The sequence below is a fragment of the Kitasatospora sp. NPDC059673 genome (genome assembly GCF_042734215.1).
Lineage (GTDB): Bacteria > Actinomycetota > Actinomycetes > Streptomycetales > Streptomycetaceae > Kitasatospora.
The window spans coordinates 69,597-89,318 of the sequence record NZ_JBHWEN010000026.1; the positions used below are offsets into that span (position 1 = coordinate 69,597).

Genomic DNA, 19,722 nt, shown 5'->3' on the forward strand with positions numbered 1-19,722 from the left:
TGGCAGGCTGGCACCCATGAGCACCCGGACGGAACCAGGACCGCGCGAGCGCCTGCTGGAGGCGGCACAGGAACTGACCTACCGCCACGGCGTCGGTGTGGGGGTGGACGCCCTGCTGAAGGGCGCGAATGCGGCCCGCCGCTCCCTGTACGAGCACTTCGGCGGGAAGGACGGCCTGATCGCCGAGGTCCTTCGCCGGAGCGCCGCCGAGGACGAGGCCGCGTACCGGCAGACCATGGCCGACGCCGGCGACGACCCGCGCGAGCGCCTGCTGGCCGTCTTCGACAAGCTCGCCGACGTCGTCACCGGGCCGGACTTCCGAGGCTGCCGGTACCTCGCCGCCGACCTGGCCCTGGCCGACCCCGACCACCCGGGCCACGCCGTCACCCGCTCCTACCGGGCGCGCGTGAGCCGGCTCCTGGCGGCCGAACTCGTCAGGCTCGGCCATCCCCGACCGGACCGCGCCGCCGATCAGCTGCTGCTCCTGATCGACGGAGCCCTGGCGGCCGCGGCCACCCGCCCGGACACCGACCCGGTCGCCTCCGCGCGGGAGCTGGCCGTCCAGATCCTCGAAGCCGGGACGGCCCGGCCCGCCCGGGGCTGATCGGACGTCAGGTGGCCCGAGCGCCCCGGAACCGGTTCATGCCGGCCTGGATCCGCAGCCAGGTCGGATCGCCGGGGCCGGTCTCGGTGACTTCCGCGAGCTCGTCGTCCGTCCAGCTGCGGGTGCCGTCGGTGACGGTCAGGTGCTCCTCCAGCTCGCCGTCCAGGGGTGCGTCTTCCGTTCCCGCGAGGAACGCCGCGACGTCGTCGTTCGGTTCGACGGCGGGCGCGACGGGCGCGGGCCGCACCGACAGCAGGACGAGTTCGCCGTCGTCGCGGGCGACCAGCAGGTCGCCGCTGGCGGTGGCGGCCAGGGCGGCGATCGGGGTGCCGTCGGGGGAGGCGTGCTCGGTGGCTTCCTGGGCCTCGACGTCGAGTTCGAGGAGCGAGCCGGTCGGCGTGCCGATCCACAGCACGCCGGGCCGGGCGCCCCAGGCGAGGTTGTCGCGCGGCCACTCCACGGAGTGGTCCTCGGCGAGCGTCGTCGACAGGGCCTTCCGCAGCGAGGGGAAGGCGAAGACCTCCAGCATGTCCACGTACGCGTTGCCGCGGATCGCGAAGTGCCGTCCGTCGGAGCTGAACAACGGGGCGCCGTAGCCGTCGCAGTCCAGGATCAGCGCCTGTCGCAGCGTCCGCATCGTCGCCGCGGGACCGTCGCCGGGGCGGGCGAACAGGCAGTAGGTGGCGCCCTGGTCGCTGGCCAGGGTGGCGGCCAGCTCGCCGGACGGGTGGACGGAGACGCCGGTGTCCCAGGGCCGGGCGGTGCCGGTGACCGCGCCGGTGGCGGGGTCGAGGACGTCCGAAGCCGCCCAGCCCTGGTCGGCGGAGGGCGTGGCCCACAGCGTGCCGCCGTCCGGGCTGAACGCCAGCGCGTCGTACGCCGTCCCGGCGGGGGTGCGCACCGGATCCGACGACCCGTCGGGGGTCCACCGCAGCAGGAACTCCCCGTCGGCCACGGCCAGCAGCGGCAGGTGCGGATGCCAGGCCACCGCCTGCGGCGCCGAGTCGCCCCAGGGCGCGGTGCCCGGCTCGACGTCGAGCGCGGCAAGCTCGCGCAGCCGCCCCTCGCCCCAGCCGAAGATGCGGACGGTACGGCAGTCGGTCGACGTGCCGACGGCCAGCGGCAGCCGCGGGTGGCAGCTCAGCTGCTCCACCGGGAAGTCGCTGTCGTCCAGTAGGCGGTCCAGTACGGCGAGTTCGGTCATGGCGGCAGGCTAGGACGGGTGTACGACAGCCGGTACGACAGTCGTCATTCTTGCATGATTTTGCTGGACTGCGTATATTCATGCTGGGCTTCAGGAGGGAATGCCATGGTATTGCGAGTTGCCGTCGCCGGAGCGAGCGGATACGCGGGCGGTGAGGTGCTGCGCCTGCTGCAGGGGCATCCGGAGGTGGAGATCGGGGCGCTGACCGGCGGCTCCAACGCGGGTCAGCGCTTCGGTGCGCTGCAGCCGCACCTGATCGGGCTGGCCGACCGGGTGCTGGAGCCGACGAACGCGCAGACGCTGGCGGGGCACGACATCGTGTTCCTCGGCCTGCCGCACGGCCAGTCCGCCGAGATCGCCGCCCAGCTCGGCGAGGACGTCCTCGTCGTGGACCTCGGCGCCGACCACCGGCTGAGGTCGGCGGCCGACTGGGAGCAGTTCTACGGCTCCCCGCACGCCGGCACCTGGCCCTACGGCCTGCCCGAACTGCCGGGCCACCGTGACGCGTTGAAAGGCAGCAGGCGGATCGCGGTGCCGGGCTGCTACCCGACGGCCGTGACGCTCGCGATGTTCCCGATGTTCGCCGCGGGCCTGGCCGAGCCGGAGGCGGTGATCACCGCCGCGTCCGGTACCTCCGGCGCCGGAAAGGCCGCCAAGGCGCACCTGCTGGGCAGCGAGGTGATGGGCTCGATGAGCCCGTACGGCGTCGGCGGCGGCCACCGGCACACCCCGGAGATGGCGCAGAACCTCACCCCGCTCGCGGGCGAGCCGGTCACCGTCTCCTTCACCCCGACGCTCGCGCCGATGCCGCGCGGCATCCTCGCCACCTGCTCCGCCAAGGCGAAGCCCGGCACCACGGCCGAGAAACTCAGAGCCGCGTACGAGCAGGCGTACGGCGACGAGCCGTTCGTCCACCTGCTGCCCGAGGGCCAGTGGCCGCACACCTCCTCGGTCTACGGCTCGAACGCGGCCGTGCTGCAGGTGGTGCTGGACGAGCACGCCGGGCGGATCATCGCGATCAGCGCGATCGACAACCTGGTGAAGGGCACCGCCGGTGGCGCGGTGCAGAGCATGAACATCGCCCTCGGACTGCCCGAGGAGCTCGGCCTCCCGCTGAACGGAGTCGCACCATGACGGACACCCAGAACATCGGCGTCACCGCGGCGAAGGGCTTCCGCGCGGCGGGCGTCACCGCCGGCATCAAGGCGTCCGGCACCCCGGATCTCGCGCTGGTCGTCAACGACGGCCCGCTGCACGCCGCCGCCGGCGTGTTCACCTCCAACCGGGTGCACGCCGCGCCGGTGAAGTGGTCGCGGCAGGTGCTGAAGGACGGCGAGCTGACCGCCGTCGTCCTCAACTCCGGTGGCGCGAACGCCTGCACCGGCCCGGAGGGCTTCCAGGACACCCACGCCACCGCCGAGAAGGTCGCCGCCGAACTCGGCGTCGGCGCGATCGAGGTCGCGGTCTGCTCCACCGGCCTGATCGGCGTCCGGCTGCCGATGGACAAGCTGCTGCCCGGCATCGAGCAGGCCGCAAAGGCGCTCAGCACCACCGGCGGCGAGGCCGCCGCGATCGCCATCAAGACCACCGACACCGTGCACAAGACCGCCCAGGTCACCAGCCCGGCCGGCTGGACGGTCGGCGGCATGGCCAAGGGCGCGGGCATGCTCGCCCCGGGCCTGGCCACCATGCTGGTCGTGGTCACCACCGACGCCGTGGTCGAGTCCGCGCAGCTGGACGCCGCGCTGCGCGACGCCACCCGCACCACCTTCGACCGGGTCGACTCCGACGGCTGCATGTCCACCAACGACACGGTGCTGCTGCTCGCCTCCGGCGCGTCCCAGGTCACCCCCGAGCAGGCCGAGTTCGCCGAGGCCGTGCGCACCGTCTGCGCCGACCTGGCCCGCCGGCTGATCGGCGACGCCGAGGGCGCGTCCAAGGACATCCGGATCGACATCGTGAACGCCGCCACCGAGGACGAGGCCGTCGACGTCGCCCGCACCATCTCCCGCAGCAACCTGCTCAAGTGCGCCATCCACGGCGAGGACCCGAACTGGGGCCGGGTGCTGTCCGCGATCGGCACCACCTCCGCCGCCTTCGACCCCGACCAGCTGGACGTCGCCATCAACGGCGTCTGGGTGTGCCGGAACGGCGGCGTTGGCGAGGACCGCGACCTGGTCTCCATGAAGGGCCGCGAGGTCGTCATCACCGCCGACCTGAAGGCCGGCCGGGCCAGTGCCAGCATCTGGACCAACGACCTGACCGCCGAGTACGTGCACGAGAACAGCGCCTACTCCAGCTGACCCGGGGGAATCGACACAAGCCATGCAGATCGCACCCAAGGGCGAACAGGCCCGCAGCAACGCCGCCCTGCCCAAGGCCCGCACCCTGATCGAGGCGCTGCCCTGGCTGGAGCGCTTCCACGGCAAGACCGTCGTCATCAAGTTCGGCGGCAACGCCATGGTGGACGAGGACCTGAAGGCCGCCTTCGCCCAGGACGTGGTCTTCCTCCGCTACGCCGGCCTGCACCCCGTCGTGGTGCACGGCGGCGGCCCGCAGATCAGCGCCCAGCTCGACCGGCTCGGCCTGGAGTCCTCGTTCACCGCCGGCCTGCGCGTCACCACCCCCGAGACCATGGACGTGGTCCGGATGGTGCTCGCCGGACAGGTCCAGCGCGAACTGGTCGGCCTGCTCAACGCCCACGGCCCGTTCGCCGTCGGCATGACCGGCGAGGACGCCCACACCATGACCGCCGTCAAGCGCTACGCCGTGGTCGAGGGCGAACAGGTCGACATCGGCCTGGTCGGCGACATCGTCAACATCGAGGCCGGCGCGGTCAAGGCACTGATCGCCGACGGCCGCATCCCGGTGATCTCCTCGATCGCCCGCGGCGCCGACGGCCACGTCTACAACATCAACGCCGACACCGCCGCCTCCGCCCTGGCGTCCGCGCTCGGCGCCGAGATGCTGGTCGTACTCACCGACGTCGAGGGCCTCTACAAGGACTGGCCGAACTCCGACGACGTGATCAGCCAGCTCAGCGCCTCCGAACTGGAGGAGATGCTGCCGACCCTGGCCAGCGGCATGCTCCCCAAGATGGAGGGCTGCCTGCGCGCCGTCCGCTCCGGCGTGGGCACCGCCCGCGTGCTGGACGGCCGGGTCCAGCACAGCCTGCTGCTGGAGATCTTCACCGACGAGGGCATCGGCACCATGGTCGTGCCCGACGACGAGACCACCGTCCTGGGGGGCCTGGCATGAGCAACGAACCGGTCAGCAGCAACGCGTCGATCACCGAGCGGTACCGGCACACCCTGATGCACAACTACGGCACCCCGCGCATCCCGCTGGTCCGCGGCGAGGGCGCCCTGCTGTGGGACGCCGACGGCAACGAGTACCTCGACCTGGTCGGCGGCATCGCCGTCAACGCGCTCGGCACCGCGCACCCGGCGATCGTCACCGCCGTCACCGAGCAGATCGCCACCCTCGGCCACGTCTCCAACCTGTTCATGGCCGAGCCGACCATCCAACTCGCCGAAAAGCTCGTCGAGTTGGCCGGCCGCCCGGCGCGGGTGTTCTTCTGCAACTCCGGCGCCGAGGCCAACGAGGCCGCCTTCAAGATCTCCCGGCTGACCGGCCGCACCCACCTGGTCTCCGTCCAGGGCGCCTTCCACGGCCGCACCATGGGCGCCCTCGCGCTCACCGCCCAGCCCGCCAAGCAGGAACCCTTCAAGCCACTGCCCGGCGAGGTCACGCACGTCCCGCTCGGCGACATCGAAGCCCTGCGCCAGGCCGTCACCACCGACACCGCCGCCGTCTTCATCGAGCCCATCCAGGGCGAGAACGGCGCCATCCCGATGCCCCCGGGCTACCTGTCGGCCGCCCGCGAGATCACCCGCGCCACCGGCACCCTGCTGGTCCTGGACGAGATCCAGACCGGCATCGGCCGCACCGGCCACTGGTACGCCCACCAGGCCGAGGACGGCGCCGACCCGGACATCGTCACCCTCGCCAAGGGCCTCGGCGGCGGTCTGCCGATCGGCGCCGTGCTCGCCTTCGGCGACACCGCCGAACTCCTCGCCCCCGGCCAGCACGGCACCACCTTCGGCGGCAACCCCGTGGTCGCCGCCGCCGGCCTCGCCGTGCTGCGCACCATCGAGGAGCAGGGCCTGCTGGAGCACGCCACCAAGCTCGGCGAGCGCCTGCGCCACGGCATCGAGGCGATCGGCGACCCCCTGGTCGCACAGGTGCGCGGCAAGGGCCTGCTGCTGGGTATCGTGCTCACGCAGCCCGTCGCCGCCCAGGTCCAGGCCGCCGCGCAGGACGCAGGTTTCCTGGTCAACGCGGCCGTCGCGGACGCCGTACGGCTGGTTCCGCCGCTGATCCTGACCGAGGAGCAGGCCGACCGGTTCCTCGCCGCACTGCCCGCGATCCTCCGAACGGTCCGCGAAACGGCCCCCGACGCGAACAGCTGAGCGTCTTTCAGGAGAATCTTCAGTTATGACCGAACCCCGCCCCGAGTCGACCGCGGCACCCACGCCGCAGGTCCCGCAGACCCGCACCGCGCGCCACCGCCGCATCGTGGACCTGCTGACCCGTCAGCCCGTCCGCTCGCAGAGCCAGCTGGCCAAGCTGCTCGCCGACGACGGCCTCGTGGTCACCCAGGCCACCCTCTCCCGGGACCTGGACGAACTCGGAGCGGTGAAGATCCGCAACCGGGACGGCGCGCTCATCTACGCCGTCCCGGCCGAGGGCGGCGACCGCACCCCGCGCGCCCCCATGGGCGAGTCCGCCAGCGAGGCCCGGATGGCCCGGCTGGCGGGCGAGCTGATGGTCTCCGCGACCGCCTCCGGCAACCTGGTCGTGCTGCGCACCCCGCCCGGCGCCGCCCAGTTCCTGGCCTCCGCGATCGACACCGCCGAGGTGTTCGAGATCATCGGCACCATCGCCGGCGACGACACCGTCCTGCTGATCAGCCGCGACGCGGCCGGCGGCCAGGCGCTCGCCGACCACCTGATGCAGCTCGCCCAGGCCAAGTCGCAGTAGCCCTCCACCCCTTTCCGTTCCACCGAGTGCCACCGGTTTGGCAATGCATACGCACTCGTGCATACTTATGCCTAACGCCGCATGAAACCTGTACTGAAGGAGAAAGCCGTGACTGAGCGCGTCGTACTCGCCTACTCGGGCGGTCTGGACACGTCCGTCTGCATCGGCTGGATCGCCGAGGAGACCGGCGCCGAGGTCATCGCCGTCGCGGTCGACGTCGGCCAGGGCGGCGAGGACCTGGAGGTCATCCGCCAGCGCGCGCTCGACTGCGGCGCCGTCGAGGCCGAGGTCGCCGACGCCCGCGACGAGTTCGCGAACGAGTACTGCCTGCCCGCCCTCAAGGCCAACGCCCTCTACCAGGGCCAGTACCCGCTGGTCTCCGCGCTGTCCCGGCCGGTGATCGTCAAGCACCTGGTCGCCGCCGCGCAGAAGCACGGCGCCACCACCGTCGCCCACGGCTGCACCGGCAAGGGCAACGACCAGGTCCGCTTCGAGGTCGGCATCCAGTCGCTGGCCCCGAACCTGAAGTGCATCGCCCCGGTCCGCGACTACGCGATGACCCGCGACAAGGCGATCGCCTTCGCCGAGGCCAAGAACCTCCCGATCGTCACCACCAAGAAGAACCCGTACTCGATCGACCAGAACGTCTTCGGCCGCGCCGTCGAGACCGGCTTCCTGGAAGACATCTGGAACGCCCCGATCGAGGACGTCTACGAGTACACCCAGAACCCGGCCACCCCGCGCGAGGCCGACGAGGTCGTCATCACCTTCGACGCGGGCGTCCCGGTCGCCATCGACGGCCGCAAGGTCTCCGTCCTGCAGGCCATCGAGGAGCTGAACAAGCGGGCCGGCGCCCAGGGCATCGGCCGCCTCGACATGGTCGAGGACCGCCTGGTCGGCATCAAGTCCCGCGAGATCTACGAGGCCCCCGGCGCGATCGCCCTGATCACCGCCCACCAGGCCCTGGAGAACGTCACCGTCGAGCGCGAACTCGCCCGCTACAAGCGGCAGGTCGAGCAGCGCTGGGCCGAACTGGTCTACGACGGCCTGTGGTTCTCCCCGCTCAAGCGCGCCCTGGACGGCTTCGTCAACGAGGCCAACCAGGCCGTCTCCGGCGAGATCCGGATGGTCCTGCACGGCGGCCGCGCCGTCGTCAACGGCCGCAAGTCGGACCAGTCGCTGTACGACTTCAACCTCGCCACCTACGACACCGGCGACACCTTCGACCAGTCCATGTCCAAGGGCTTCATCGAGATCTTCGGCATGTCCTCGAAGATCGCCGCCCGCCGCGACCTGGCCTGATCCCTCCCGCAGTACCCGCCCCGGTCGCCGTATCCGCCACGGCGGCCGGGGCACCGCCACACCCAGACCCGCCTTCGAAGGAGCCCACGCGATGACCGCCGAACAGCCCGCAGACGTCCGCCTCTGGGGCGCGCGCTTCGCCGACGGCCCCTCCGAGGCCCTCGCCAAGCTCTCCGCCTCCGTCCACTTCGACTGGCGGCTCGCCCCCTACGACATCGCCGGCTCCAAGGCCCACGCCCGGGTGCTGCACCAGGCGGGCCTGCTCAGCGACGAGGAACTCACCGGCATGCTCGGCGGGCTGGACCAGCTGCTGGCCGACGTCGCCTCCGGCGCCTTCGTCGGCACCGTCGCCGACGAGGACGTGCACACCGCCCTGGAGCGCGGCCTGCTGGAGCGCCTCGGCGCCGACCTCGGCGGCAAGCTGCGGGCCGGCCGCTCGCGCAACGACCAGATCGCCACCCTGTTCCGGATGTACCTGCGCGACCACGCCAAGACCATCGGCGCGCTGATCCTCGACCTCCAGCACGCCCTGGTCGGCCTCGCCGAGGCCCATCCGAACACCGCGATGCCCGGCCGCACCCACCTCCAGCACGCCCAGCCCGTGCTGTTCGCCCACCACGTGCTCGCCCACGTCCAGTCGCTGGGCCGGGACGCCGAGCGGCTGCGCCAGTGGGACACCCGCACCGCCGTCTCCCCGTACGGCTCCGGCGCGCTGGCCGGCTCCTCGCTGGGCCTCGACCCGCAGGCCGTCGCCGCCGAACTCGGCTTCGAGCGCGGCTCGGTGGGCAACTCCATCGACGGCACCGCCTCCCGCGACTTCGTCGCCGAGTTCGCCTTCGTCACCGCGATGATCGGCATCAACCTCTCGCGGATCGCGGAGGAGATCATCATCTGGAACACCAAGGAGTTCGGCTTCATCACGCTGCACGACGCCTTCTCCACCGGGTCGTCGATCATGCCGCAGAAGAAGAACCCCGACATCGCGGAGCTCGCCCGCGGCAAGTCCGGCCGCCTGATCGGCAACCTGACCGGCCTGCTCGCCACCCTCAAGGCGCTGCCGCTGGCCTACAACCGCGACCTCCAGGAGGACAAGGAGCCGGTCTTCGACTCCTGCGACACCCTGGAAGTCCTGCTCCCCGCCTTCACCGGCATGATCGCCACCCTCACCGTGCACCGCGAGCGCCTCGAAGAGCTCGCCCCCGCCGGCTTCTCGCTCGCCACCGACATCGCCGAGTGGCTGGTCAAGCAGGGCGTCCCGTTCCGCGTCGCCCACGAGGTGGCCGGCGCCTGCGTCAAGGTCTGCGAGGCCGAGGGCATCGAGCTGTCCGACCTGACGGACGAGCAGTTCGCCGCCATCTCCACCCACCTGACGCCGGACGTCCGCACCGTCCTGTCCGTCCACGGCGCCATCGCCTCCCGCAACGGCCGCGGCGGCACCGCCCCCTCGGCGGTCGCCGTGCAGCTCGCCGAGATCAAGCAGGACCTGGCCGTCCAGCAGGCCTGGATCGGCTAGCCCGCAAGGCAAAGGGGGCCGGACGAACCGTCCGGCCCCTCTCCCGTCAGTTGCTCGCGTTGGCGACGATCTCCTCGCCGGTGAGCGCGTCAACGACGTACGACACCCCGGGCTTGCCGGGGTCGGGATCGACCAGCAGGGTGACCGCCCAGCACGCCCGCCAGCGGCCGCCCGTCCTCAGCGCCAGCAGGAACGCGCCCTTGACCGGCCCGGAGTGCTTGGACGTCACCGCCGCGATCGCCGCCTCCTTGGTGACGGTCACCGCGGGCAGGTCGGGGTCGGCGACGATGCGCGAGTTGACCTGGGCGACCAGGCCGCCCGGGTCCACGTCGATGTCCAGCCGCATCGGCAGCAGCAGCCCGTCGGCCCGGAAGCGCCGGTACTGCACGGTGCGCCGGGCGGTCGCCGGGTTCGCCCGGTAGACGTCCACGTTGGCACCGCTCGTGACACCGGGGAACCACTTCGCGGCGAACGCGTCCGCCGCCGCCCGGGCCTCCTCGTCGCTGCCGCCGGTCGGTGGGGCGAACGGGATCATCGACCCGTAGATGAGCCGGCCCGACGGCCACTCCAGATGGAACGAACCGTTGGCGGCGGTGACGAAGAGCTGCTCCGGCGTCTCGCCCATCGCTGCCGAGTGCTTCACGCTGATCACGGCTGTGCCCGGCCCGAAAAGCAACTCCGCGTTCCGGCGCGCGAGTTCGAGCTGGTCCGCGTCGTGGGCCGGGGACAGCGCGGCATCGCTCCAGGTCGGCGTCACCGCCGCCCGCTGTACCACCGCCACGGGTACCAGCGCCACCAGCGCCGTCACCGCGCCCACCGACCACTCCCGCCGCGACGGCCACGCCCGTCGGAGCGCCACCGCCAGCGTCACGCCCAGCAGCGCCCCGGCGGAGTTGGCCACGAAGTCGCCGGAGTCGCAGGCCCGGCCGATCCCCGGCGTCAGCGACTGTACGGTCTCGGTGACGGCCGACCATCCGACGCACCCCGCGAGCACCAGTACCGGCCGCCGCGTCGCGTGCGCAGCGAAGAACGCTGCCGGAACGAACATCGCGACGTTCATCAGCCCCTGCTGAGTGGTGAACGCCGCCGTGAAGTCCCGGCTGTACAGGCACATCTGCGAGGCCGACCCCGACCCGCCGGTCGGGTACAGCGTGGCCGTCAGCACCCCGGCCAGCGACACCCCGCCGAGCACCGCCGACCAGCGCGGCAGTCCGCGGGCCTTCCCGAGATAGAACGAGAGCGCCCCGAGCAGCAGGGCGGTGACCAGGAACGCGGGCAGCAGGCCGGGGTTCCCGTTGAAGATCGCGCGAATCATTGTGCATCCAGGTCGGCGGGGAAGGAACGAACGGCCCGCGCCCCCTTCGGGCGCGGGCCGCAGGCAGCGCGTGTCAGCACATGTACACCGGCGGGGTCTGGAACGATGTCTGGCCGCTCACCTCGAGGATGCCGACCACCTGTGCGCAGTAGTCGATGGTCTGGTTCTGCCAGCGGAAGTACTTGGTCTGGCCCGCCGACTGGGTGAACCAACCCTGGTCGTACTGCGTCCCGTGGCCGGCGTTGTACTCGAAGCGCGCGGTGATCGTTCCGCCGCCGGTCTTCTCGAAGGTGTCGTGTATGTCGTTGCCGAAGTTCGTGCCCTGGTAGACCCCCACATACAGGGTGCCGTTGGTCAGCTTGGTGCAGGAGACCTCGTAGTTGCAGTTGCCCCCTGCCTCCTGGACACCCTTGGCGGCCGGCTCGGTCACGGCGACGGAGGCCGAGCCGATCAGCTTGCCCGGCTGCTCCTCCGCAGAGGCGGTGGTGGCCGCTCCGGACAGGGCCAGAACGGAGACCGCCGCGGCAGTGGTCGCGGCAAGACGGTGAACGAGTCGCATACTTTCCCCCACAGAAAAGAAGGTGAATGAAGGCGGTGCTCTGGGCGGCCGCGGCGGATTTCCCCCGGGCCGGGACGATGATGTCCGGGTGCGCACGAGGACAGCAAGCAGGCCTGGCTTGGCCGAACATGGCAGTTGTGACCATCCGTGACAGTGTGGTGGCGGACCGAAATGGGGCATCCGCGACGGATGGCGGGATAATTCGTTCGCATGATCACCGTCCGCGAGAATGATCAGTGACGGGCATCACTCCGGCAAAGCGCCGCTATTGCCTTCGTCATCAGCTTCCGGATTCCACCCCTCCGATTCCGGTGGAGCGGGCGGCGCGGGCCCGGCCTAGGCTGGATCCATGTCCGATGCAGCCGTGGCGCTTGCCGAGGGGTTCCGGGGCGAGATCGTGGTGCCCGGGGACGCCGGGTACGACCGGGCGCGGGAGGTGTGGAACGCGGCGGTGGACCGCCGGCCCGAGGTGATCGCCCGGTGCACCGGGGTCGCGGACGTGCTCCAGGCCGTCGTGGTGGCCCGCGAGCACGGCCTGCCGGTGGCCGTCCGAGGCGCGGGGCACAGCCTGGCGGGGCTCGGGACGGGCGAGGGCGCGATGCTGATCGACCTGTCCGGCCTGACGGGGGTGCGGGTGGACCCGGAACGGCGGACCGCCCGGGCGCAGCCCGGTGCGACCTGGGGCGGGTTCGACCACGAGACGCAGGCCTTCGCGCTGGCCACGCCCGGCGCGCCGTACTCGGCGGCGGGCATCGCCGGGACGACGCTGGGCGGCGGCATCGGCTGGCTGACCCGGGCGTACGGGCTGACCTGCGACAACCTGGTGGAGGCGGACGTGGTGACCGCCGAGGGCCGGCTGCTGACGGCGAGCGCGGCCTCGCACCCGGAGCTGTTCGCGGGGCTGCGCGGCGGTGGCGGGAACTTCGGGGTGGTCACCTCGTTCACGTACCGGCTGCACCGGGTGGGCCCGCACGTGCTGTGCGGGGCGCTGTACCTGCCGGGGGAGGCGCTGGCGGCGACGGTGGCGGCGGTGCGGGACTTCATGGCGCAGGCCCCGGACGGGTTGACGGTGGCCTGCGAGTTCGGCCACCCGCGCGGGGTGCCGGAGCTGCCGTCGGGGGCGGCGGTGCGGATCGGCCTGTGCTGGGCCGGCCGGGCCGATCGCGGCCGGGAGGTGGTGGCGCCGCTGCGCGCACTGCCGGGCGTGGTGGCGGACACCGTGCAGACCCGCCCGTACACGCTGTGGCAGCAGATGCTGGACCCCGGCCGGGGCCCGGGCGCGGGCGTGTTCGGCCGGTCGGAGTTCCTGTCGGTGCTGGACGACGCGGCGATCGGCCGCCTGGCCGAGCAGGTGGCGGCCCTGCCCTCGCCGGACGCGCACGCCCAACTGGCGTTCCTGGGCGGCGCGGTGGCCCGGGTGGGCGCGGAGGACAGCGCGTACACCTACCGGCAGGCCCCGTACCTGCTGAGCGCGGTGGGCCGGTGGACCACCGGCCCGGCGGAGCCGCAGGTGGCATGGGTGCGGCAGTGCCTGGAGGCGATGCGGCCGTTCTCCTCGGGCGGGGCGTACGTGAACCTGATGGGTGTGGAGGGCCAGGGGCCGGTGGTGGAGGCCTACGGGCTGGCGAAGTACGAGCGGCTGGTGGCGCTGAAGGACCGCTACGACCCGGGGAACCTGTTCCGGGTGAACCAGAACATCCGCCCGAGCGGGTGACGGCCGGCCCGCGCCGGGGGGAGGCGTGACGCTCGCCACGTCGGGCGTCCGGGAGGTTGAGAACAGCGGTCGGCTGGGTAGAGCGGTGGCGAACGTCTCTCTTGACCGTGGTCCGACCGTCCGGATGCTGAGCGTGAGCGCGTCAGTTCCGGTCCGTCAGGCCGCCGTCCGGTGGGACGTGTCGCGCTTTTCCCGGGCCGGGCCGATCCTCGTCCGGGCACACCTCGGACAAGGCCGGTGCCAGACCCTCACTCGTGCGCGCCGGGCGATTGACGATGGAGGCCCCCGCACATGGGCATGAGTGTGATCATCGCAGCGGCAGGACCTGATGAAGCGGAGCAGATCCTCAAGCTCCAGTACCTCGGCTACCAGAGCGAGGCGGAGCTGTACAGCGACTGGACCCTCGAACCGCTGACCCAGAGCCTGGAGAGCCTGAAGACCGAACTCGCCGGGCACCGCGTCCTGGTGGCCCGCCTGGGCGAGGAGGTGGTCGGCTCGGTGCGCGGCTCGGTGGACGAGGCCGGGGTCGGCCGGATCGGCAAGCTGGTGGTGCACCCGCGGATGCAGCGGCACGGCCTCGGCCGCCGCCTGCTGACCGCGCTGGAGGCGCAGCTCGCCGAGGACGGCGCCGCCCGCTTCGAAGCGTTCACCGGCCACCGCAGCCTCGGCAACATTCGGCTGTACCAGAGCCTCGGCTACCGCGAGACCGAGGTGCGCGAGGTCTCCCGCCGGCTGTCGATCGTCACCCTGGCCAAGTCCGGCGAGACCTCGCTGGCGGCCTGAACGACCCATTTCGGCACCCGCCCCGGACCGGGGTCGGGTGCCGTTTCCCTTGCCCCGCAAGGGCCGTGTCCACATGTCGGACGGTACGTCCTGGGAGTTGGGACGTTCACCAATTGTCTGATTTACTGGGTTCCATGACCACGACGACGACATGCATCCCCACCGGCGCGACGCCGGCAGGTGAGCGACGCATGTGCCGTCGAATGTGTTGTCGCTGAGAGCCTTCGCCCAGCGCACCCGCTGACGTCCCGTCCCGCCGATGACTCGCCAGGGCCACGCCACCCCGCGCGGCCTGTCCGACCGGCAGCCCTGACCGACCCGACGACAGCCCCCCGATCCTCTTCCCGGCACCAGGTGCCGTTCCCCGCCATTGCCGCGGATGCCCCAACGGTCGTCCGCCGACGAACAAACGGAAGCAGCTGTGATCACCACCAAGGACCTGATCAAGGTCTACCGTTCCCGGGGCCGTGACGTCCTGGCGCTGGACAGCGTCGACCTGCACGTGCGGCAGGGCGAGGTGTTCGGGGTCGTCGGCACCAGCGGCGCCGGCAAGTCCACCCTGATCCGATGCATCAACCTGCTGGAGCGGCCCACCTCCGGCACCGTCACCGTGGACGGCGTCGAGCTGACCGCGCTGGCCGGCAGCGAACACCGGGCCGGCCGCGAACTGCGCGAGGCCCGGCGCCGGATCGGCATGGTGTTCCAGCACTTCAACCTGCTGTCCTCGCGCACCGTGCAGCAGAACGTCGAACTCCCGCTGGAGATCATCGGCCTGGACCGGCACGACCGCCGCCGCAAGGCCGCCGAACTGCTCGACCTGGTCGGCCTCGCCGACAAGGCCCGCAGCTACCCCGGCCAGCTCTCCGGCGGCCAGAAGCAGCGCGTCGGCATCGCCCGCGCCCTGGCCGGCGACCCCAAGGTGCTGCTCTCCGACGAGGCCACCAGCGCCCTCGACCCGGAGACCACCCGCTCGATCCTGGGCCTGCTGCGCGACCTCAACCAGCAACTCGGCCTCACCGTGCTGCTGATCACCCACGAGATGGACGTCATCAAGTCGGTCTGCGACTCCGCGGCCCTGATGCGCGGCGGCAAGGTCGTGGAGAGCGGACAGCTCACCGACCTGCTCGCCGACGGCCACTCGCGGATCGCCCGCGACCTGTTCCCGCTCGGCGACCTCGGCTCCGGCGCCGTGTCACTGGGCGCGGGCGACGACCACACCGTCCTGGAGATCACCTTCCAGGGCGACGCGCCCGCCCAGCCGTTCGTCTCCCAGCTGGCCCGCACCTACCAGATCGACATCAACATCCTCGGCGCCGCCGTGGAGACCATCGCCGGCCGCCTGGTCGGCCGCATGCGGGTCGAACTGCCCGGCAGCCACACCGACAACGTGGTGCCGATCGGCTACCTGCGCCAACAGGGACTCCAGGTGGACGTCCTCGACCTGTCGAACGGAGCGGCGGCATGACCTGGGACCGGATGCAGGAACTGTTGTGGCCCGCCACCTGGGAGACCCTCGGGATGGTCGGCATCGCCGGCCTCGCCACCCTGGCGATCGGCCTGCCGCTCGGACTGCTGCTGGTGCTCACCGACAAGGGCGGCCTGCTGCAGAACCTCGCCGTCAGCCGGGTGCTCGGGGTGATCGTCAACGTCGGACGCTCCATCCCGTTCGTCATCCTGATCGTCGCGGTGGTGCCGTTCACCAAGCTGTTCACCGGCACCTCGCTCGGCTGGCAGGCCGCCACCGTCCCGCTCGCCATCGGCGCCATCCCGTTCTTCGCCCGGCTGGTGGAGACCGCGCTGCGCGAGGTGAGCGGCGGCCTGGTCGAGGCACTCAAGGCGATGGGCGCCGGCACCGGCACCATCGTCCGCAAGACCCTGCTGCCGGAGAGCCTGCCCTCGCTGGTCTCCGCCGTCACCACCACCCTGATCGCGATGATCGGCTACTCCACCATGGCCGGCGTGGTCGGCGGCGGCGGACTCGGCGACCTCGCCGTCCGCTACGGCTACCAGCGCTTCGAGACCGCCTTCATGTGGGTCATCGTCGCCGAACTCGTGATCATCGTCACCGCGCTGCAACTGCTCGGCGACCTGATCGCCCGCCGGCTCTCCCACCGCGGCAACTACCGCAGCCCGCTGAGCCTCTTCCGCTCCGCGAAGGCCGCGAAGGCCGCGCCGCGCGCGGAGAAGAGCGCCGAGGAGAGCACCGAGGCGATCGAAGAGGACCTCGTCTCCTCGCACTGAACCACCGCTCCCCACCGGAGCGGCCCCCGGCCCACCCGGGCCGTTCGCACCCGCAGAAAGGCACTTTTCGTGCGTAAGTTTCTGAAGACCACCGTCCTGACCGCCACCGCCGCCGGCCTCGTCGCCGGCCTCACCGCCTGCTCCAGCGGCGGCTCCGACTCCGCCGCCCCGGCCGACCCCAACAAGCCCCTGGTGGTCGCCGCCAGCTCCACCCCGCACGCGCAGATCCTCAAGTTCGTGCAGGACAACCTGGCGGCCCAGGCCGGTCTCAAGCTGGACATCAAGGAGGTCAGCGACTACGTGACCCCCAACACCTCGGTCCAGGACGGATCCGCGGACGCGAACTTCTTCCAGCACCAGCCCTACCTGGACGACTTCAACAAGAAGAACGGCACCGACGTGGTCTCCGTCGAGACCGTCCACCTGGAACCGCTCGGCGTCTACTCCAAGAAGGTCAAGAGCATCGCCGACCTCAAGGACGGCGCCCAGATCGCCGTCCCGAGCGACGCCACCAACGAGGGCCGGGCGCTCAAGCTGCTCGCCGACAACAACATCATCACCCTCAAGGACGGCGCCGGCACCACCGCCACCGCCGACGACATCGCCTCCAACCCCAAGCACCTGAAGTTCAAGGAGCTGGAGGCCGCCCAGCTGCCGCGCTCCCTGGACGACGTGGACGCCGCCGTCATCAACGGCAACTACGCGCTCGGCGCCAACCTCAAGCCGGCCACCGACGCGCTGGTGCTGGAGAAGGCCCAGGGCAACCCGTACGCCAACATCCTGGCCGTCAAGAAGGGCCACCAGGACGACCCGCGGGTCAAGAAGCTCGCCGAGCTGCTGCACTCCGACGCCGTCAAGAAGTACATCGACGACACCTTCCAGGGCGCCGTCATCCCCGCGTTCTGAGTCACCCGCTGAATCACCGTCAGCCCCCGCGGTGCCCCCGGCCTCCCCGCCGGGGGCACCGTGCCGACCAGCCGCCAGGACCGGAACAGGTACGCTGACACGCCCGACAAGGGCGGGGCGTACGGTGTGTCCACGACCCGGCGAGGAGAGACGGCATGGTTGCGAACTTCCCCGAGACAGCCATCAGCACCGAAAGGCTGCTGCTGCGCGCCCTTGAGGACCAGGACGCCCCCGGCCTGACCGCGATGCTCTCCGACGAACTCGTCCAGACCTGGACCGAGCACCCCCGGCCCTACACCCAGGCCGACGCCCACGACCTGATCACCCGTCAGGCACCCGAGCGCCGCACCCGGGGACGCGGAATCGTTTTCGCCGTCACCGAACACCTCACCCAGCGCCTGGTCGGACTCCTCGAACTCGACCGCACCGACTGGCACTTGCGCGCCACCGAGATCCGCTGCGTCACCGCCCCCTGGGCCCGCGGCGAGGGCTACGCCCCCGAAGCCGTCCTCGGCACCGCCCAGTGGCTGTTCGAGGACCGCGGCTTCCAACGCCTCGAACTGCGCACCGCCGCCGGCAACACCGCCGCCCAGCAGGTCGCCCAGAAGACCGGCGCGATCAGCGAAGGCGTCCTGCGCAACGCCGCGATAGTCCGCGGCGGCGAATGGGGCCCCGGCCCGGAGGAACACACCGACCTGATCGTGTGGAGCCTGCTCCCCGAAGACCTCGACCCGCCCGAACCCGCCCACCCCGCCGACCAGCACCACGCGCTGCGCCACTGACCGGCGCCCACCCCGCGCCGCTGAGCGCGCCCCCCGGCGCGTGCCACTGCTCCGCACCACCCCGGCCAGGCGGTAGCCTCTGCCCAGGGAACACCGGCGGCGGAACCACAGCACCGGCACACCCACCAGGGGCGGAACACGGCATAGGGAGAACAGCCGCAGATGGCTGACCGGATCACGGTCATCGGGTGGGACGGCACCCCACTGACCCAGGCAGCCGCCGGCGCACTCGCCGCAGCCACCCTGGTCGCCGGAGCGGGCTACCAGCTCGCCGCACTCCCCGTCCCCGAACGCGCCGAACGCATCGGCCTCGCCGACCTGCGGGCCGCCGCCCGCCGCCTCGCCGACCACCGCGGCACCGCCGTCGTCGTCGCCGAGGGCGACCCCGGATTCTTCGGCGTCGTGCGCACCCTGCGCCGCCCCGAGTACGGCCTCGAACTCGAAGTGCTGCCCGCCGTCTCCTCGGTGGCCGCCGCCTTCGCCCGGGCCGGCATGCCCTGGGAGGACGCCCAGGTGGTCTCCGCCCACGGCGGACGACTGCGCCGCGCCGCCAACATCTGCCGCGCCCACCCCAAGGTCGCCGTCCTCACCACCGCCGACGCCGGACCCAGCGAACTCGCCCTGATGCTGCGCGGCGTCCCCCGCACCTTCGTGGTCTGCGAAGCCCTCGGCACCCCCGAGGAGGACGTCACCGTCCTCACCTCCGAACGCGTCCCCGACCACGACTGGCGCGACCCCTCCGTCGTCCTGGTCATCGGCAACGTCCCACCCACCGAGGCCGCCGCCGGCTGGCTGGCCGGCAAACCCCTCGACCACCCCGGATCGCAGCGCGGCTGGGCACTCCCCAACCGGGCGTACGCCGGCGCGGACGCCGACACCAGACGCCCCCGCGCACTGCCCCCGCACGTCCGCGCGCTGGCCCTCGCCCGCCTCGCACCCACCCCCGGCGACCTGCTGTGGACCGTCGGCGCAGGTGACGGCGCCCTCGCCGTCGAGGCCGCCCGGTTCGGCGCCGCCGTGGTCGCCGTCGAAGCCGAACCCGCCGACTGCGCCCGGATCACCGCCAACGCCCGCAAGGCCGGCGTCGAGGTCGAGACCGCCACCGGCACCGGACCCGACGTCCTCGGCGCCCTCCCCGAACCCGACGCCGTCGCCGTCGAACACGGCGGACCCGCCATGGTCCGCGCCGTCGTCGCCCGCAAACCCGAACGTGTCGTCGCCGTCGCCCGCAGCCTCGCCGAAGCCGGCGAAACCCGGCAGATCCTCGACACCGCCGGCTACCGCACCGACGGCCTGCTGCTCCAGTCCGCCCCGCTGCGCGCCGAACCGGCCGCCGGCGCCGGACCCTCCTTCGGACGTGGCGACTACACCCTGCTGATCTGGGCCGAACCGCACGACTGACCGTCAGGCCCGGGCGGTACGGTGATCCCCGTCGCATCCGGACAGGGTTTCGAGAACGGTTCGGTCGCGGCCGGTAGGGTTTCCCCGGGGCGCAATTCGTCACGGCAGCACCGTGTCCGATCCGGCATGATTACGGCCGATTTGACGCACTGCAACCCGAACAGCCCGCTTCGCGGGCATTCGACGCGGTGCGCACCTGCCCGGAAGAATGCCGTGAGGGTCCGAAAGCGGCCGCGCCGTCGTGCCGGTTGCCCGGGGCTGTCGTTGTTTCTGATGGCACGCCACCCCTGAGGGTGACGACCGATGGAGTAAGGGACGGGTCGGTGCGGCTCCGCCCCGGCGAAGTGGGCGGGGC

General features: G+C 71.9%; 18 protein-coding genes. 15 read left to right on the top strand and 3 right to left on the bottom strand.

Going from position 1 to position 19,722, the window contains the following annotated elements:
* The first annotated feature begins 16 nt into the window (after window positions 1-16).
* Window positions 17-604, top strand: a complete 588-nt coding sequence (locus ACFV18_RS26435; RefSeq protein WP_380487253.1) for a TetR/AcrR family transcriptional regulator — start codon at window positions 17-19, stop codon at window positions 602-604.
* Window positions 605-611: 7 nt separating this feature from the next.
* Here ACFV18_RS26435 and ACFV18_RS26440 read toward each other — a convergent pair whose 3' ends face one another.
* Complete coding sequence (locus ACFV18_RS26440; RefSeq protein WP_380487254.1) at window positions 612-1,808, bottom strand: hypothetical protein; 1,197 nt, start codon at window positions 1,806-1,808, stop codon at window positions 612-614.
* Window positions 1,809-1,913: 105 nt separating this feature from the next.
* Between ACFV18_RS26440 and argC the strand changes: the two genes are divergently transcribed.
* The 7 genes from argC to argH all read left to right on the top strand — a co-directional run bounded on the left by argC (window position 1,914) and on the right by argH (window position 9,666).
* Entirely contained in the window at window positions 1,914-2,942 is a 1,029-nt protein-coding gene (argC, locus tag ACFV18_RS26445) for an N-acetyl-gamma-glutamyl-phosphate reductase (protein ID WP_380487256.1), read from the top strand.
* A gap of 14 nt (window positions 2,943-2,956) precedes the next feature.
* Window positions 2,957-4,111, top strand: a complete 1,155-nt coding sequence (gene argJ, locus ACFV18_RS26450) for a bifunctional glutamate N-acetyltransferase/amino-acid acetyltransferase ArgJ (protein ID WP_380487305.1) — start codon at window positions 2,957-2,959, stop codon at window positions 4,109-4,111.
* 22 nt (window positions 4,112-4,133) lie between these two features.
* A complete protein-coding gene (gene argB, locus ACFV18_RS26455) occupies window positions 4,134-5,066 on the top strand; it encodes an acetylglutamate kinase (RefSeq protein ID WP_380487258.1) in 933 nt (310 codons plus the stop codon).
* Complete coding sequence (locus tag ACFV18_RS26460; protein ID WP_380487260.1) at window positions 5,063-6,280, top strand: acetylornithine transaminase; 1,218 nt, start codon at window positions 5,063-5,065, stop codon at window positions 6,278-6,280. Before argB ends, ACFV18_RS26460 begins: the two co-directional genes overlap by 4 nt.
* Window positions 6,281-6,305: 25 nt before the next feature.
* Window positions 6,306-6,851: an arginine repressor gene (locus ACFV18_RS26465; RefSeq protein WP_380487262.1), complete on the top strand. Its 546-nt coding sequence runs from the start codon at window positions 6,306-6,308 to the stop codon at window positions 6,849-6,851.
* A gap of 108 nt (window positions 6,852-6,959) precedes the next feature.
* Window positions 6,960-8,153, top strand: a complete 1,194-nt coding sequence (locus tag ACFV18_RS26470; RefSeq protein WP_043908647.1) for an argininosuccinate synthase — start codon at window positions 6,960-6,962, stop codon at window positions 8,151-8,153.
* 91 nt (window positions 8,154-8,244) lie between these two features.
* Complete coding sequence (argH, locus tag ACFV18_RS26475; protein ID WP_380487264.1) at window positions 8,245-9,666, top strand: argininosuccinate lyase; 1,422 nt, start codon at window positions 8,245-8,247, stop codon at window positions 9,664-9,666.
* A gap of 46 nt (window positions 9,667-9,712) precedes the next feature.
* Here argH and ACFV18_RS26480 read toward each other — a convergent pair whose 3' ends face one another.
* Both ACFV18_RS26480 and ACFV18_RS26485 read right to left on the bottom strand, forming a co-directional pair.
* Window positions 9,713-10,981 (bottom strand): VanZ family protein, encoded by a 1,269-nt coding sequence (locus tag ACFV18_RS26480; protein ID WP_380487266.1) that lies wholly within the window; start codon window positions 10,979-10,981, stop codon window positions 9,713-9,715.
* A gap of 73 nt (window positions 10,982-11,054) precedes the next feature.
* The gene (locus ACFV18_RS26485) at window positions 11,055-11,540 is read right to left on the bottom strand and encodes a hypothetical protein (RefSeq protein ID WP_380487268.1); all 486 of its coding nucleotides are present in this window, start codon (window positions 11,538-11,540) and stop codon (window positions 11,055-11,057) included.
* Between the two features lie 349 nt (window positions 11,541-11,889).
* Between ACFV18_RS26485 and ACFV18_RS26490 the strand changes: the two genes are divergently transcribed.
* The 7 genes from ACFV18_RS26490 (at window position 11,890) to cbiE (ending at window position 19,367) form a co-directional block, all read left to right on the top strand.
* Window positions 11,890-13,254, top strand: a complete 1,365-nt coding sequence (locus ACFV18_RS26490; RefSeq protein ID WP_380487269.1) for an FAD-binding oxidoreductase — start codon at window positions 11,890-11,892, stop codon at window positions 13,252-13,254.
* A gap of 291 nt (window positions 13,255-13,545) precedes the next feature.
* The gene (locus ACFV18_RS26495) at window positions 13,546-14,037 is read left to right on the top strand and encodes a GNAT family N-acetyltransferase (RefSeq protein WP_380487271.1); all 492 of its coding nucleotides are present in this window, start codon (window positions 13,546-13,548) and stop codon (window positions 14,035-14,037) included.
* Window positions 14,038-14,458: 421 nt separating this feature from the next.
* Entirely contained in the window at window positions 14,459-15,502 is a 1,044-nt protein-coding gene (locus ACFV18_RS26500) for a methionine ABC transporter ATP-binding protein (RefSeq protein WP_380487273.1), read from the top strand.
* Window positions 15,499-16,278, top strand: coding sequence for a methionine ABC transporter permease (locus ACFV18_RS26505; RefSeq protein ID WP_380487275.1), 780 nt, complete (start codon window positions 15,499-15,501; stop codon window positions 16,276-16,278). Before ACFV18_RS26500 ends, ACFV18_RS26505 begins: the two co-directional genes overlap by 4 nt.
* 69 nt (window positions 16,279-16,347) lie before the next feature.
* On the top strand, window positions 16,348-17,184 hold the full coding sequence (locus ACFV18_RS26510) for a MetQ/NlpA family ABC transporter substrate-binding protein (protein ID WP_380487277.1): 837 nt from the start codon (window positions 16,348-16,350) through the stop codon (window positions 17,182-17,184).
* A gap of 155 nt (window positions 17,185-17,339) precedes the next feature.
* The gene (locus ACFV18_RS26515) at window positions 17,340-17,966 is read left to right on the top strand and encodes a GNAT family N-acetyltransferase (protein ID WP_380487279.1); all 627 of its coding nucleotides are present in this window, start codon (window positions 17,340-17,342) and stop codon (window positions 17,964-17,966) included.
* 162 nt (window positions 17,967-18,128) lie between these two features.
* Entirely contained in the window at window positions 18,129-19,367 is a 1,239-nt protein-coding gene (cbiE, locus tag ACFV18_RS26520) for a precorrin-6y C5,15-methyltransferase (decarboxylating) subunit CbiE (protein ID WP_380487281.1), read from the top strand.
* Window positions 19,368-19,722 lie beyond the last annotated feature (355 nt).

Coding starts and splice junctions, on each gene's coding strand:
- ACFV18_RS26435 (WP_380487253.1), top strand. CDS start 17: ATGAGCACCCGGACGGAACCAGGACCGCGCGAGCGCCTGCTGGAGGCG.
- ACFV18_RS26440 (WP_380487254.1), bottom strand. CDS start 1,808: ATGACCGAACTCGCCGTACTGGACCGCCTACTGGACGACAGCGACTTC.
- argC (WP_380487256.1), top strand. CDS start 1,914: ATGGTATTGCGAGTTGCCGTCGCCGGAGCGAGCGGATACGCGGGCGGT.
- argB (WP_380487258.1), top strand. CDS start 4,134: ATGCAGATCGCACCCAAGGGCGAACAGGCCCGCAGCAACGCCGCCCTG.
- ACFV18_RS26460 (WP_380487260.1), top strand. CDS start 5,063: ATGAGCAACGAACCGGTCAGCAGCAACGCGTCGATCACCGAGCGGTAC.
- ACFV18_RS26465 (WP_380487262.1), top strand. CDS start 6,306: ATGACCGAACCCCGCCCCGAGTCGACCGCGGCACCCACGCCGCAGGTC.
- argH (WP_380487264.1), top strand. CDS start 8,245: ATGACCGCCGAACAGCCCGCAGACGTCCGCCTCTGGGGCGCGCGCTTC.
- ACFV18_RS26480 (WP_380487266.1), bottom strand. CDS start 10,981: ATGATTCGCGCGATCTTCAACGGGAACCCCGGCCTGCTGCCCGCGTTC.
- ACFV18_RS26485 (WP_380487268.1), bottom strand. CDS start 11,540: ATGCGACTCGTTCACCGTCTTGCCGCGACCACTGCCGCGGCGGTCTCC.
- ACFV18_RS26490 (WP_380487269.1), top strand. CDS start 11,890: ATGTCCGATGCAGCCGTGGCGCTTGCCGAGGGGTTCCGGGGCGAGATC.
- ACFV18_RS26495 (WP_380487271.1), top strand. CDS start 13,546: ATGGGCATGAGTGTGATCATCGCAGCGGCAGGACCTGATGAAGCGGAG.
- ACFV18_RS26505 (WP_380487275.1), top strand. CDS start 15,499: ATGACCTGGGACCGGATGCAGGAACTGTTGTGGCCCGCCACCTGGGAG.
- ACFV18_RS26515 (WP_380487279.1), top strand. CDS start 17,340: ATGGTTGCGAACTTCCCCGAGACAGCCATCAGCACCGAAAGGCTGCTG.
- cbiE (WP_380487281.1), top strand. CDS start 18,129: ATGGCTGACCGGATCACGGTCATCGGGTGGGACGGCACCCCACTGACC.